11 protein-coding genes are annotated in these 13,641 nt (G+C 69.6%); 7 read left to right on the top strand and 4 right to left on the bottom strand.

All coding sequences use genetic code 11. From position 1 onward, the window contains the following. Positions 1-150: 150 nt before the first annotated feature. Entirely contained in the window at positions 151-1,242 is a 1,092-nt protein-coding gene (locus EIZ44_RS23685; protein WP_037809861.1) for a 3-deoxy-7-phosphoheptulonate synthase, read from the bottom strand. A 291-nt stretch (positions 1,243-1,533) separates the two neighbouring features. Here EIZ44_RS23685 and EIZ44_RS23680 point away from each other — a divergent pair, with 291 nt between their 5' ends. From EIZ44_RS23680 to EIZ44_RS23670, 3 genes are all read left to right on the top strand, one after another. Continuing rightward, a complete protein-coding gene (locus EIZ44_RS23680) occupies positions 1,534-2,559 on the top strand; it encodes a 6-phosphofructokinase (protein WP_043829128.1) in 1,026 nt (341 codons plus the stop codon). A gap of 87 nt (positions 2,560-2,646) precedes the next feature. Then, positions 2,647-3,921 carry a S41 family peptidase gene (locus tag EIZ44_RS23675; protein ID WP_240691385.1) on the top strand — a complete coding sequence of 425 codons (1,275 nt, stop codon included), beginning with the start codon at positions 2,647-2,649 and terminating at the stop codon, positions 3,919-3,921. A 9-nt stretch (positions 3,922-3,930) separates the two neighbouring features. Further along, positions 3,931-4,365 carry a VOC family protein gene (locus tag EIZ44_RS23670; protein WP_043829132.1) on the top strand — a complete coding sequence of 145 codons (435 nt, stop codon included), beginning with the start codon at positions 3,931-3,933 and terminating at the stop codon, positions 4,363-4,365. 48 nt (positions 4,366-4,413) lie between these two features. Here EIZ44_RS23670 and EIZ44_RS23665 read toward each other — a convergent pair whose 3' ends face one another. Then, on the bottom strand, positions 4,414-6,159 hold the full coding sequence (locus tag EIZ44_RS23665) for a putative Ig domain-containing protein (protein ID WP_134731243.1): 1,746 nt from the start codon (positions 6,157-6,159) through the stop codon (positions 4,414-4,416). 191 nt (positions 6,160-6,350) lie between these two features. Here EIZ44_RS23665 and EIZ44_RS23660 point away from each other — a divergent pair, with 191 nt between their 5' ends. After that, a complete protein-coding gene (locus EIZ44_RS23660; protein ID WP_167754250.1) occupies positions 6,351-9,143 on the top strand; it encodes an ATP-binding protein in 2,793 nt (930 codons plus the stop codon). A gap of 54 nt (positions 9,144-9,197) precedes the next feature. Then, complete coding sequence (locus EIZ44_RS23655; RefSeq protein ID WP_134668529.1) at positions 9,198-9,755, top strand: 3'-5' exonuclease; 558 nt, start codon at positions 9,198-9,200, stop codon at positions 9,753-9,755. A 17-nt stretch (positions 9,756-9,772) separates the two neighbouring features. On the opposite strand, the gene EIZ44_RS23650 is transcribed toward EIZ44_RS23655, so the two are convergent. Continuing rightward, positions 9,773-11,209: an aromatic amino acid ammonia-lyase gene (locus EIZ44_RS23650; protein WP_134731239.1), complete on the bottom strand. Its 1,437-nt coding sequence runs from the start codon at positions 11,207-11,209 to the stop codon at positions 9,773-9,775. Positions 11,210-11,219: 10 nt separating this feature from the next. Beyond that, on the bottom strand, positions 11,220-11,522 hold the full coding sequence (locus tag EIZ44_RS23645; RefSeq protein WP_182890918.1) for an ArsR/SmtB family transcription factor: 303 nt from the start codon (positions 11,520-11,522) through the stop codon (positions 11,220-11,222). Between the two features lie 169 nt (positions 11,523-11,691). Between EIZ44_RS23645 and EIZ44_RS23640 the strand changes: the two genes are divergently transcribed. Continuing rightward, the gene (locus EIZ44_RS23640) at positions 11,692-12,909 is read left to right on the top strand and encodes a glycoside hydrolase family 18 protein (RefSeq protein ID WP_037809873.1); all 1,218 of its coding nucleotides are present in this window, start codon (positions 11,692-11,694) and stop codon (positions 12,907-12,909) included. Positions 12,910-12,968: 59 nt separating this feature from the next. Next, positions 12,969-13,634 (top strand): DUF2461 domain-containing protein, encoded by a 666-nt coding sequence (locus EIZ44_RS23635; RefSeq protein ID WP_037810119.1) that lies wholly within the window; start codon positions 12,969-12,971, stop codon positions 13,632-13,634. The last annotated feature ends 7 nt before the right edge of the window (positions 13,635-13,641 follow it).

The raw sequence follows: 13,641 nt of genomic DNA, 5'->3' as shown, positions 1-13,641 counted from the left end.
ACCCGCCCGAACACAACCCATTAGGACTCCTTGAGGGAATCTAGGTCCGTGAAGGGGGCCCTCACGTACTTCGGTGGTCGTGAGGGGAACCCTGGGGGAATCAGAGTTCGTGAGGGTTCCCCTCACGGCCAGCGGAGCGGGAGCGTGCTGTCAGCCGCGGCGGGTGCGGACTGCGGTGGCCAGGGTGTCCAGCAGGTCTGCTGTCGTGTCCCAGTCCATGCAGGCGTCGGTGATCGACTGGCCGTAGGTCAGGTCCGCCGAGTGGCCCAGCACCAGGTCTTGGCGGCCTGCGGCCAGGTTGCTTTCCAGCATCAGGCCTGCGATGCCGCGTTCGCCCGAGGAGATTCGGGCGGCCAGGTCGCGGACTACTTCCGCCTGGCGGACGTGGTCCTTGTTGCTGTTGCCGTGGCTCGCGTCGATCACCAAGCGTTCCGGGAGGCCGGATTTCGCCAGGCGGGCCAGGGTTTCCTCGACCGACGCCGGGTCGTGGTTCGGGCCCGCGGAGCTGCCGCGCAGGATGACGTGGCAGTCCGGGTTTCCGGAGGTCGTCACCAGGGCGGCCAGGCCGTCCACGTTGATGCCGGGGAAGACGTGCGAGGCGGCGGCGGCGCGGGTCGCGTCCACGGCTACCTGGATGTCGCCTTCCGTCGAGTTCTTGATGCCGACCGGCATGGACAGGGCGCTGCACAGTTGCCGGTGGACCTGGCTCGCCGCGGTGCGGGCGCCGATCGAGCCCCAGGTGACGATGTCGGCGATGAACTGCGGGGTGATCGGGTCGAGGAATTCGCAGCCGACCGGGAGGCCCAGTCCGGAGACGTCCAGCAGGAGTTTCCTGGCCAGGCGCAGGCCCTTGTTGACGGCGAAGGTCCCGTCCAGATCCGGGTCGTTGATCAGGCCCTTCCAGCCCAGCGTCGTGCGCGGCTTTTCGAAGTACACCCGCATCACGATGTGCAGGTCTTCGCGCAGAGCCTCCGCCTTGGCGGCCAGGCGGCGGGCGTAGTCGAGGGCGGCTTCGGGGTCGTGGACCGAGCACGGGCCGACGATCACGGCGAGACGGTCGTCGCGGCCGTCGAGGATGTCGACGGTTTCCGTGCGGCCGTTTTCCACGACTTTCGCGACCGCGGCGTCCACGGGATGGTCTTCGCGCAGCAGCGCGGGCGAGATGAGGGGACTGACCGACGTCGTGCGGCGGTTGTCCAGCGTGCTCGCGTCGGCGGGGGCGGCGACGAGGCGGGTGCTCATGAGCGGGTGGTTCCTTCCTGGTGGACACCGACCCGCGGGGGATTCGCCGAGCCGGTTCGAGATCCGGCTCGGGGTGGAGGTCAGCGCAGGTTCACGCCGCCGTGCCCACCCGGGGCCGGCTTCGTAAACCAGAAATAGCGCTGCACGCCGCCACCGTAACACACCTCCGAGCCGCCCCGGCCCGGACCGGATTGGGCAGGTGGTCCGCCCTGCACCGATCCAGATGAAAGCCGCTACGCTGTCCGCGGACTGTGACTGCACTCTCCCTGCGAGGAAAGACGGAGGCAACAGATGCGTGTCGGTGTGCTGACGGGGGGCGGCGACTGCCCCGGCCTGAACGCGGTGATCCGCGCGGTGGTCCGCAAGGGCGTCGAAGTGCACGGCTGGGAGTTCGTCGGCTTCCGCAACGGCTGGCAGGGCCCGCTGACCGGCGACAGCCGGCCGCTCGGCCTCGCCGACGTCGAGGACATCCTCACCCGCGGGGGCACCATCCTGCGGTCGTCGCGGACGAACCCGTACAAGGTCGACGGCGGCGTCGACCAGATCCGCAAGGTGCTCGCCGACCAGGAGGTCGACGCGCTGATCGCGATCGGCGGCGAGGACACCCTCGGCGTCGCCAAGCGGCTGACCGACGACGGCATCGGCGTCGTCGGCGTGCCCAAGACGATCGACAACGACCTCGGGGCCACCGACTACACGTTCGGCTTCGACACCGCGGTCTCCATCGCCACCGAGGCGATCGACCGGCTGCACACCACGGCCGAATCGCACCACCGGGCGCTCGTCATCGAGGTCATGGGACGGCACGCGGGCTGGATCGCGCTGCACTCCGGCCTCGCCGGCGGCGCGAGCGTGATCCTGGTGCCGGAGCGGCAGTTCTCCGTCGACCAGGTCGTGCAGTGGGTCGAGCAGCGCTTCGAGAAGGAGTACGCGCCGATCATCGTCGTGGCCGAGGGCGCGCTGCCCGAGGGCGGCGAGGAGAAGCTGCTGACCGGCGAGAAGGACGCCTTCGGGCACGTCCGGCTCGGCGGCATCGGCAACTGGCTGGCCGACGAGATCTCCGAGCGCACCGGCAAGGAATCGCGCGCGGTCGTGCTCGGCCACGTCCAGCGCGGCGGCACCCCGACCGCCTACGACCGGGTCCTCGCGACGCGCTTCGGCCTGCAAGCGGTGGACGCGGTCGCCGACGGCGACTTCGGCGTGATGGTGGCGCTCAAGGGCACCGACATCGTGCGCGTGAAGCTGTCCGAGGCGACGGCCGAGCTGAAGACCGTTCCGCTGGAGCGGTACCAGGAAGCCGAAGTCTTCTTCGGCTGAGGCTCTCCCGTGGTAGGGGCAACCCCACCACAGTGCCGGGGGCGCGCGGTATTCCGTGCGTCCCCGGCTTTTTTCTACCCTCGGCTCGTGCGAATCTTCCTGGCGGGCTTGGCGATTCTCTCGGTGGCCGCGGCCCCTCCATCCACTATGGACGGTGTCTGGCGGACCGACGGGTACGGGCAGGTGGTCCACGTGTCCGGCGGCAAGCTGACGACTTACGACGTCACCGAGGTCAGTTGCTTGCCCGGCACGCTTTCCGGAACTGGTGACGGCACAACGTTTTCCACGAACGAAGGCTCGGTCGTCACCATCCGGGCGGGCCGGATGAGTTTCGACGACAACCTCGGCGTGCGGTCGTTGCGTCGCGTCCCGGGTGGATTGCCGCCCGCGTGCCAGGCTTCGTCCGCAGACCTGTTCGACGTCTTCTGGCACACCTTCGCCGAGAATTATCCCTTCTTCCGGGCGAAAGGCGTCGACTGGAAGTCCGAAGGGGACGCTGCCCGCCGCGAGATCGCCGCGCATCCGGAGCGGCTCTTCGACGTCCTTTGTGGACTGATCCGTCCGCTGCACGACGCCCATGTCGGTCTGCTCGCCGCAGGCCAGCACTGCTCTTTCCCGCGACCCGGCACTCCTGATCTGAAAACGACCGTCCCGCGCGCGATCGCCGTAGCCGATGCGAATCTCGGCGCGCCGATTCAGCATTGGGCCGACGGAGCCATCGCCTACGCAGATCTGCCCGAGGGTCGCGGATACCTGCGGATCAGCGGATTCCACGATTACGCCGACACTTTCGCCGCCAGCAGCAAGGTCCTGGCGAAAGCGCTGGACGAGATCTTCACCGCCGACCGGGTGCACAAGCTGCGCGGCCTGATCCTCGACCTGCGCGTCAACGGCGGCGGGGACGACCCACTCGGCTTGCAGGTCGCCGCCCGGCTGACCGATGTCCCGCACTTCGCCTACGCCAAACGTGCCCGCAACGACCCGGACGACCCGACGCGATTCACTGTCCCGCAACCGTTCTTCGTGCAACCAGCCGCGGCACCGCGTTACACCGGCCCGCTCACGGTCCTGACCGGCAGCCTGGACGTCTCAGCGGGAGAGACCTTCCTGCAAGCGCTGCTGAACCGGCATCCGCGGCCGGTCCTGATCGGACAGTCCACTCAGGGCGCCTTCTCGGACCTGCTGGAGCGGACGTTGCCTAAGCCGGGCTGGAAGGTGGCGTTGCCGAACGAGGAGTACCTCGACCCGCACGGCCGCACCTACGACGGCACCGGCATCAGCCCGGACCTGCAGGTCCCGGTCTTCGCCCCGGACGATCTCGCCGCCGGACGGGATCCGGCGCTGGCCGCGGCCCGCCGGTAAGGTGAGCGCATGGGGTCGGTCAAGCAGGTCCAGGTCACTTTCGATTGCGCGGAGCCCGAGCGCGTCGCCCGCTTCTGGTGCGAGGTGCTGGGCTACGTCGTGCCGCCACCGCCGGAAGGGTTCGCCGACTGGGCGGAGTTCGACCGTTCGCTGCCGGCCGAGCATCAGGGCTCGGCGTTCGCCTGCGTCGATCCGAACGGAGTCGGACCGCGGCTGTTCTTCCAGCGCGTGCCCGAAGGCCGCGTGGTGAAGAACCGGGTGCACCTCGACGTGCGCGCAGGCACCGGTCTGGTGGGCGCGGAACGACTGGCGGCGCTGAAAGCCGAGGCCGACCGGCTGGTCGCGCTGGGCGCGTCCATCGTGCAGGTGCTGGAGGCGGACGGCGTGAACGAGTCCTGCATCCCGATGCAGGACGTCGAGGGCAACGAGTTCTGCCTGGACTGACAGAAACCGCCGTGCCGCGCCCGAGGCGACGGCACGGCGGCTGCCGGGTCAGGAAACGGAAACGTTGGCCGGAGCGGTGAACGAGCCGCCCGACACCTGGTAGATCTGCGACACGGTGAGGCTGCCGCCCGCCGGGATGCTGTCCTGTCCGGTGATCACGACGTGCCCGGTCGAGCTGGACGCGGTGCCCGGGTTCGTGTTCGACAGCGATTCGTTCGTAGCCAGGTCGAACGACAGCGTCCAGCCGTTCGACGCCGACGAACCGCCGTTGGTGATCGTGAAGTGGGCGAAGGCGCCGAACCCGTAGTCGTAGTCGGTGGTGAACTTCGCGGTCAGCTTGCCCACCGGAGCCGTCGTGACGGTCCAGGTGAACGGAGCCTGCGCGGTCGCCCCGGCGGAGTCAGTGGCCGTCACGGTGACGTTGCTGGTGCCCGCGGCGCTCGGCGTGCCGGTGATGGAGCCGGTCTTGCCGTCGATGGCCAGCCCGGCGGGGAGGCCGTCGGCCGAGTAGGTGTAGGGCGAGGTGCCGCCCGACGCCGTGACCTTCAGCGAAACCGCCTTGCCCACCACGCTGTTCTGGTTGCCCGGGTTGCTGACGCTCAGCTTGCCGTTGGTGCCGCCGCCGGGGGTCAGGCCGGTGACGCCGTGCGGGGTGCCGAGGCCGGTCGGGCCGTCCCAGCCGGTGCCGGCGTCGCAGATCACCGTGCCGCAGCTGCCGTTGCTGCCCGAGGTGACATCGTTGAAGTCGCCGGTGTGCGCGTACGGGTAGGTCGCGGCGTTGTCGCCGTCCTTCGGCGTGCCCGCGAGTGCCCAGATGCCGGCGACGATCGGGGTGGCGAGGCTGGTGCCGCCGTACTGCGACTGCTGGCCGTTGACGTAGATCGTGATGCCGCTGTTGGGATCCGCGTCAGCCGAAATGTCCGAAGTGGCCCGATTGTCGCACGCGGTGCTGATCCCGTTCTGGAACGCGGGCTTGCTGAACTTGCTCGAACAGCCGCTGCCCGCCTTGCTCCAGGCGGTTTCGGAGTAGTCGCTGCCGGACGCGGTCAGCGTGGTGCCGCCGACCGCGACGACCTCGGGCGACGTGGCCGGGTATTCCGCCTGGGAACCGCTTTCGCTGCCCCAGTCGCCGGTGGCGCCGAGGATCGCGACGCCCGGGTGGTTGTAGTGCTGCTCGGCGTCCGAGGGGATCGCGCTCTCGTGGTCGGCGTAGCTGTTCGACACGATCTTCGCGCCGAGGCGGACCGCGCTGTCGACCGCCGCCGCGAGGTCGCTGTCCTCGTTGCTGTTGCCTTCCACCAGCAGGATCTTGCAGTCCGGGCAGAGCGCGCTGACCGCGTCGACGTCGATGGCCATCTCGGTCGCCCAGCCCGAGTCGGTCTTGGACGGCAGCGTGCTCGTGCCGTCCTGGCCGACGACGGTGAGGCAGCCGTTCGCCTTGGTGCAGGAGCCCAGGTTCCAGTGCGAGCGGTAGTCGTTCAGATCCTTCTCGATGCCGGGGTCGTCGAAGGCGTCGACGATCGCGACGGTGGTCCCGCCGCTCTTCATCCCGGCGACGCCGTAGGCCTTCTGCAGGTCGGCCGGGCTCATCGCGCTGGCCGGGCGGGCTCCGGACGAAACCAGTTGCACGGCCTGGCATTTCGCGTAGCCGGCGGGCGCGTTGGCACACGACGCCGGGCTCAGCTGGGGTCCGGCGTCCGCGGCCGGGGCCGACAGCGCCGCCACCCCCGCTCCGAGAGCGAGCGCGGCACCGGCGGCGGCCAGCCGTCTCAAGGTCATTCCTGCACGCATCATCGCGTCCTTCCTCGTACGCCGCTGCCCGGAAGACGGGCGAAAAGCGGTGCCGCCATTGGATTTCACCGAGGCGGTGCGGAACCAGGAACAACCGGCACAACCGGCTGTTGTGCCGGGAGGAGGAACCCGACCTTCGGAGGATGTCTCGCGCCCCGGCGCGAGCGACGATGGAGCGGCAGGAGGTGCGGGACATGCCGGACGGCGCTGCGGAAACGTTCGACCGGACACTGGTCCGGTTGCGCCGGGCAGCCGGGCTGACGCAGGAACAACTGGCCCAGCGCTGCGGGCTGAGCACGCGCGGCGTGGGGAATCTCGAACGCGGGCAACGGCATCCGCGGCGAGTCACCGTGCAACTCCTCGCCGACGGTCTCGCACTGCCCGAGGACAGCCGGGCCGAACTGCTCGCGGCCGCCCGGCGCGGCAGGCGACAGCCGTTGGACCACCCGGTTCCGCCGCCTCGTCCGGCGCCGGACCTCATCGGCCGCACCGAGGAACACGCCTTGCTGGACAAGCACATTTCCGGGACAGGAAGGCCGTTTCTGGTCTTCGCGGGACAAACCGGAATCGGCAAGACCCGGCTGCTCGCCGAAGCCGCGGCGCTGGCCGAGGCGCGGGGAACGGTGGTGCTCTCGACGGCGTGCTCGCGTTATGGCGGAGAGCCGTACGCGCCGCTCTCCGAAGCGTTCGCGCGGCACGTTTCCGAGCATCCCGCCGGACCCGGCCTGGCGTTCCTGCTTCCCGAACAACGCACGGCCGAACCGGCTCCGGCCCGCTGGCAGATGTTCGCCGAAGCAGCGCGGTTTCTCGACACCCTGGCGCGACGCCGCGGCGTGCTCGTGATCCTGGACGACCTGCAATGGGCCGGTCCGGACGGGCTGGCGCTGCTGGCTTCGCTCGTCCAAGACGCCCGGCCGGATCGCGTCCGCTTCCTCGCTGCCTACCGCGACACCGAGATCGCCGCGGCCGAGCCATTGGCCGACACGCTGCTCGATTTGTACCGGAAAGGCTTGGTGACACAGCATTCGCTGGCCCCGCTGGCGGACGAGGACGCGACGATGCTGTTGCACCACAGCGCCGGAACCGAGGTCGGGCAGTCCGCCCGCGACCGCGTGCTCCGACTGGCAGGCGGACTCCCGTTGTTCCTGGTCCAACTGGGACACGTACTGGGCAGATCCGGCAAACCGCCCGCGGAACTGCCGTGGGGACTTGCCCACGCGGTGCGGCGGCAGGTCGGTTCGCTGCCCGAACGGACGGTCGAAGTGCTCACGCTGCTGGCGGTGGGGCAGCAGCGGATGGACCCGGACGTCCTGGCCGCGGCTGCCGGGCTCGATCCGGCCGAATTGTCCGAAGTGCTCGCTCCCGCGCACACCGCACGGCTGCTGGACGAGAACGCCGAGGGCGTCCGGCTGACCCACGAACTGGTCGCCGAGGTAGTGAACGGCGACTTGCCACCAAGCCGTCGGCACGCACTGCACCGCAGACTCGCCGAAGCATTGGGCGGCGCGGCGGCGGCCTACCACTACACGCACGCACAGGACACTGAACGCGCCGCGCAGACCTTAAGGCACGCAGCGGAAAAAGCCAGCAGACAAGCCGCGCACGACACGGCCGCCCAGCATCTGGGTGCGTTGGTCGACCTGCTGGACCGCACCGGTTCCCAGGCCGCCGTCGCCGAAGCCGCCGAAGCCTGGGCGGACGCGCTTGCCGCAGCCGGCCGGTACGACGCCGCGCTCGCCGCTGCTGAACGCGCGCTTTTGGTGTACCGCAAGGAAGGTGACGAGGAACGGCAACGCCTCGTTATCGCGAGGATCGGGTACCTGCACTACCAACGCGGCACTCCGCGCGAAGGCTTGGCCCGGATCGCGCCGACCCTGACCGAGGATCGCCCCGGCGGATCGTCCGTGCGGCTGCGGCTGGCTCGCGCCGCGAACCTCTACCAGAGCACGCGCTACCGGGAATCCGTCGAGGTTTCCACGGCCGCGATCGTCGCGGCGGAGTCGGTGGGGGACGAGCATGGCCTAGCGGGCGGCCACCTGCGCCGCGGCCTCGCGTTGCGCCTGCTCGGCCGCAACGAGGAAGCACTGGCCGATCTGCACACCGCCGCGGCCACCGCGGAACTGTGCGGCGACCGGGACATCGTCGTCCGCGCGCTGACCGGGGTCGCCGTGCTGCACCACTACCGCGGCGAACTGACCCGGGCGGACCGGCAGTTCGAGCGAATCCTCCGGCTGGCCGAAGAACTGGGCGACCGGGAGCTGCTCGGCCGAGCCGTCTGCAACGTCGGCGCGAGCGCGGTCTACGTCGGCCGTTGGGGCGCCGCGCTGCGCCGGTTCAGCCAGGCACTGGAACTGGCGGGACACGGCCGCTCGCCCATGTGCGGCGCGATGGCCCTCATCGGCCGGGGCGCACTGTGGTCAGCCTGCGGCCGCTACGACGTGGCGGCCGACGACCTGACTCAAGTGATCCGGCTGGGCGAAGAGAGCGACAATGCGGACATCATCTGCAACGCGTCCGCACAGCTGGCGGAGAACGACGTCCGCGCGGGCCGTCCTGAGCGAGGAGTGCGCCGGTTGCTGCCTTTGCTTGCGCTGCAAGGGGAACGGAGCTGGCAGATGACCGACGCACTGCCGTTCCTCGCCGAAGCACAACTGGCGGCCGGGGACCCGGTTGCTGCCGGGGAGACTGCTGCGGAGGCTGTTGCCTGCACTGAGCACATCGAGCACATCCTCGCCCGCACGGACGCGTTTCGGGTGCAGGGTCTGGCTTTTCTTCGGCGCGGGGACTTTTCGGCGGCGGGGGAGAGTTTGGAGGAGGCGGGTGCGCTGGCTGAGCGGGTGGGTTCGCCTTACTTGCACGCACGGGTGAGTGCGGCGAATGCTGTTCTGTCGGATTGGCGCGGCGATTGCCTTGCTGCGGCCCGGGATCGGGGGCGGGCGGAGGAGTTGTTCACGGCTTTGCGGCGGGACGCTTTGGCGGAGGACTGAGTCTGCGTGGAAACTCGAGTGCCTCGGCTGTCTTCGGTTTCTACACTCGCTGGCATGGAAGCGGACCTCCTGAACGTGGTCGACGTCGAGGCGACCTGCTGGGAGAAACAGCCGCCGCCCGGCCAGGCCAGCGAGATCATCGAGATCGGATTGACGGTCGTCGATCTGCGCGCGGGCGAGCGGGTGGCCAAGCACCGGATACTGGTCCGTCCGGCCCGGTCGGAAGTGAGCCCGTTCTGCACGGAGCTGACCGGCTTGACCCAGTCCGAAGTGGACGGCGGCTTGTCGTTCCAGGAGGCCTGCCGGACGCTGGCGGTGCGGCATCGCACGGCGGAGTTGCCGTGGGCCAGCTGGGGAGACTACGACCGCAATCAATTCGCTCGGCAATGCCGCCACACCGGCACCGAGTACCCGTTCACTGGACAGCACACCAACGCGAAGGTCGCGTTCACCGCGGCCTGCGGTCTGCGTCGCCGCCCCGGAATGGCGCAAGCGCTTGCCGTCGCGGGCCTCCCGCTCGAAGGCCGCCACCATCGCGGCGACGACGACGCGTGGAACATCGCCGCGCTGGTGCTGGAGATCGCGAAGCGCGGAGCGTGGCCCCGCGGCTGAATCCGTATCGCCGGGGTTCAGATCCGCGCCAGCTCGTCCAGAACTCCGGCTGCCTTGGCGATGTCCTCGGTCAACGGCCGATCCTCCAAACGCTCGTCCAACACCTCCACCGCGGCCGCGTACGCTGCCCGCACCGGGAGGTCCACCAGTTCGGCCTTCCGAATCCGCAACGCCCGCACCGCCGCGACCAGCTCGCAAGCCAGCACCTGTCGGTAAGCCCCAGCAGCCGCAGTTGCCGCGCGTGCGGCCTGGGTCGAGAAGCTCGCGTGGTCTTCGATCCCGCGTGACACCACGGCGGTCCCGAGCGTCGCGGGCAATGCCGCCTGCCGCAGTTCGGTCAGCGCGTCGTGCGCCACGTACTCCAGGATCATCACCCCGGAACTCCCCGGCGGACCGACCGCGAGGAACGGGCGCAACCCGGTGAACTCCGGTTCCACCAAGTCTCCCAACCGGGCCACGGACAGCTCCGCGACCTGATGCACTGTCGCGCGGGCTTGGTCGAGCGCAGTCGAGACGTACGCGGTGTGGAAGTGCGCGTGGTGGTACGCATCGCCGTGCACGGTGGAGATCATCGGATTTTCCGTGCTGGCATTGATCTCCACGGCGAGCACATCGCGCAAATAGTGGATCGCGTCCAGCGCGGGACCCTGGACCTGAGGAAAAGCGCGCAGCCCGAAGGGATCCTGAAGCCGCCGACCCGGCTTAGGGGTGCCGTGCATGCCCAACAGTCGACGCATCTCAGCCGCGCACGCCACCTGTCCGGCGTGCGGACGTGCTTCGTGCACAGGCGTCGCGTACGCCTCGGGGTTGCCGTCGAGAGCCACGTACGTGAGCGCGGCGACGGCGTGGCTCGCGCGGGTGAGCGTGTCCAGGCTCATCGCGGCGAGGGTCGCTTCGGCGAGCGTCGCGGCGTTGCTGCTCATGAACGCCAGCGCGTCGCCCGCGTGCACCGGAACCGGCGGCACCGTGCCGATCGCCCACTCGCGTTCCCCGGCCAACGCGAGCGCGGTCTCCGCGAGGGGAGCAAGGTCGCCGGTGCCGATCGCGCCCAGGCGGTGCACGACGGGCAAGGCACCGGTGCGCACGGCTTCGGCGAGCGCGCTGATCAGCTCGGGGCTGATTCCGGAGCGTCCGGCCAGCAATTGGTTGAGCCGGATCAGCAGCATCGCGCGGATCTGGCCGTCGGGCAGCAGTTCGCCACTGCCGCCGGCGTGGCTGCGCAGCAGGCGAAGGCCGTGTTCGGCGGGCTCGTCCACCGCGTCGTCCTTGTTCGCGCCGACGCCGGTGGTGCGGCCGTAGACCACTCGCCGGGTGCTCAGGTCCTCGGCCAGCTTCCACGAGTGCTCGGCGGCGCGCAGCGCGGCGATGGACACGTCGATCGCCAGCGGGCCGTCGGTGTGCGCCGCCGTGACCACGTCGGCGCACCGCAGGGTCCGGCCGTCCACTCGGATCACGACGTGCTCCTCACTCGGTTTCGTCCAGCCGCTGTTCGAGCGCGTCGAGCCGGTCGGCCCAGAACTGCCGGTACGGCGCGAGCCACGCGTCCACTTCGGCCAGCGGCTCGGCGCGCAGCCGGTAGCAGCGGCGCTGTGCGGACACCCGCACGGTCACCAACCCCGCCTCGCGCAGGACGCGCAGGTGCTTGGACACGGCGGGCTGGCTGAGCCGCAGTTCGGCCACCAGTTCGCCGACCGACCGCTCGCCCTCGAGCAGCAGGTCGAGCAGCGCGCGGCGGCGGGGTTCGGCCAGCACGTCGAAGGTCTGCATCACCCCGGAAATCTGCCTCGCGGCGCATATGCCTGTCAAGGAATGCGCGTACCGCCGAATGTCCGTTTTATGGTCTAAACCATTGACCTGGTGGTCTAGTCCACTTACGGTGCATTTGTCCCCGCCGTCACTGCCTCGTCACCGACGGTGACTCCTGAAGGGAGCAACGATGCTTCGCTTGCGCAGAACCCGCCTGCTGGCCTTGGCGACCGCGGCGTTCGCCGCCGCGGCCGCGCTCGTCCCCGCCGCCTCGGCCGCGGCCCCCGCGAGAACCGAGGCCGCGTCCGGCAAGGTCGTCGGCTACTTCACCGACTGGGGCATCTACGACCGCAACTACCACGTGAAGAACATCGAGACGTCCGGCTCGGCGAACAAGCTCACGCACATCAACTTCGCCTTCGGCAACGTCACGAACGGCGGCTGCGCGATCGGCGACGCGTGGGCCGACTACCAGAAGACCTACGACGCGGCGGGCAGCGTCGACGGTGTCGCCGACACCTGGGACCAGCCGCTCGCGGGCAGTTTCAACCAGCTCAAGAAGCTGAAGGCCAAGCACCCCGGGCTGAAGATCATCTGGTCCTTCGGCGGCTGGACCTGGTCCGGCGGCTTCGGCCAGGCCGCGAAGAACCCGGAAGCCTTCGCGAATTCCTGCTACAACCTGGTCAATGACAAGCGCTGGGCCGGGCTGTTCGACGGCATCGACCTCGACTGGGAGTATCCGAACGCGTGCGGTCTCACCTGTGACACGAGCGGTCCCGACGCGTTGAAGAAGCTTCTCGCCGCGGTACGGGGGAAGTTCGGTTCGTCGAAGCTCGTCACCGCCGCGATCACCGCGGACGGCAGCAACGGCGGCAAGCTCGACGTCACCGATTACGCGGGCGCCGCGCAGTACGTCGACTGGTACAACGTGATGACGTACGACTTCTTCGGCGGCTGGGCCGCGCAAGGCCCGACCGCGCCGCACTCGCCGCTGACGTCGTACAACGGCCTGCCGACGCAGGGCTTCTACTCGGACGCGGCCATCCAGAAGCTCAAGAGCAAGGGCGTCCCGGCCTCGAAGCTGTTGCTGGGCATCGGTTTCTACGGCCGCGGCTGGACCGGCGTCACGCAGAGCGCGCCGGGCGGCACCGCGACCGGACCGGCCCCTGGCAAGTACGAGCAGGGCATCGAGGACTACAAGATCCTCAAGACGAGCTGCCCGGCGACCGGAACCGTCGCGGGCACCGCGTACGCCAAGTGCGGTTCGAACTGGTGGAGCTACGACACCCCGTCGACCATCGCGGGCAAGACCTCCTACGCGAGGTCCCAGGGCCTCGGCGGCACCTTCTTCTGGGAGCTGTCCGGCGACACCTCGAACGGCGAGCTGATCACGGCACTCGCCAAGTAACCCCGTTCGATGCAGCCGGGGCGCCGATTCTGTCGGTGCCCCGGTTTATCGTGCTGCGGGTGAAGTTCAGCGGATTCGGGGAGCACGCCGTCGAGTTCTACGACGGGCTGCTCGCGGACAACACCAAGGCCTACTGGGACGACCACGTGGCGCTCTACAAGGAGCACGTCCGGGCTCCGATGGAGGCGCTGCTGGCCGAACTGGAGCCGGAGTTCGGCGCGGGCTTCGGCGAGGCGAAGGTGTTCCGGCCCTATCGCGACGTCCGGTTCGCCAAGGACAAGACGCCGTACAAGACGCACTGCGGCGGCGTGATCGAGGCCGGCCGCGGCGGGGGAGCGTATTACGTCGAGGTCGGCCCGGCCGGGCTGCGCGTCGGCGGCGGCTGCTTCCATCTGGCCTCGGACCAGCTGGCCCGGTACCGCACGGCGGTCGACACCGAACTGCACGGGCCCGCGCTGGAGAAGATCCTGGCGAGCCTGCGGAAGGCGGGCTGGGAAATTCTCGGTGACCGGCTGAAGTCCAAACCGCGCGGGTTCGCCGAGGACCACCCGCGCCTCGACCTGCTGCGGCACCGCTCGGTGTACGCCGTCCGCGCCTGGGAGCCGGACGACTTCCTGCACGAGCGCGAGGCACTCGACCGGGTGCGGAAATCGTGGCGCCAGCTGCGGAAGTTCAACGAATGGGCCCGCGACCACGTCGGTCCGAGCGAGAAACCGCGGCGCTGAACCCGGC

The organism is Amycolatopsis nivea, assembly GCF_004522235.1.
GTDB classification, from domain to species: domain Bacteria; phylum Actinomycetota; class Actinomycetes; order Mycobacteriales; family Pseudonocardiaceae; genus Amycolatopsis; species Amycolatopsis nivea.
Note: the sequence above shows the minus strand (reverse complement) of the source record. Positions and strands in the feature narration are given on the sequence as shown.

Bases quoted from the DNA above. Each gene is read 5' to 3' on its own strand.
- EIZ44_RS23685 (WP_037809861.1), bottom strand. From the start codon at position 1,242: ATGAGCACCCGCCTCGTCGCCGCCCCCGCCGACGCGAGCACGCTGGAC.
- EIZ44_RS23680 (WP_043829128.1), top strand. From the start codon at position 1,534: ATGCGTGTCGGTGTGCTGACGGGGGGCGGCGACTGCCCCGGCCTGAAC.
- EIZ44_RS23670 (WP_043829132.1), top strand. From the start codon at position 3,931: ATGGGGTCGGTCAAGCAGGTCCAGGTCACTTTCGATTGCGCGGAGCCC.
- EIZ44_RS23665 (WP_134731243.1), bottom strand. From the start codon at position 6,159: ATGATGCGTGCAGGAATGACCTTGAGACGGCTGGCCGCCGCCGGTGCC.
- EIZ44_RS23660 (WP_167754250.1), top strand. From the start codon at position 6,351: ATGCCGGACGGCGCTGCGGAAACGTTCGACCGGACACTGGTCCGGTTG.
- EIZ44_RS23655 (WP_134668529.1), top strand. From the start codon at position 9,198: ATGGAAGCGGACCTCCTGAACGTGGTCGACGTCGAGGCGACCTGCTGG.
- EIZ44_RS23645 (WP_182890918.1), bottom strand. From the start codon at position 11,522: ATGCAGACCTTCGACGTGCTGGCCGAACCCCGCCGCCGCGCGCTGCTC.
- EIZ44_RS23640 (WP_037809873.1), top strand. From the start codon at position 11,692: ATGCTTCGCTTGCGCAGAACCCGCCTGCTGGCCTTGGCGACCGCGGCG.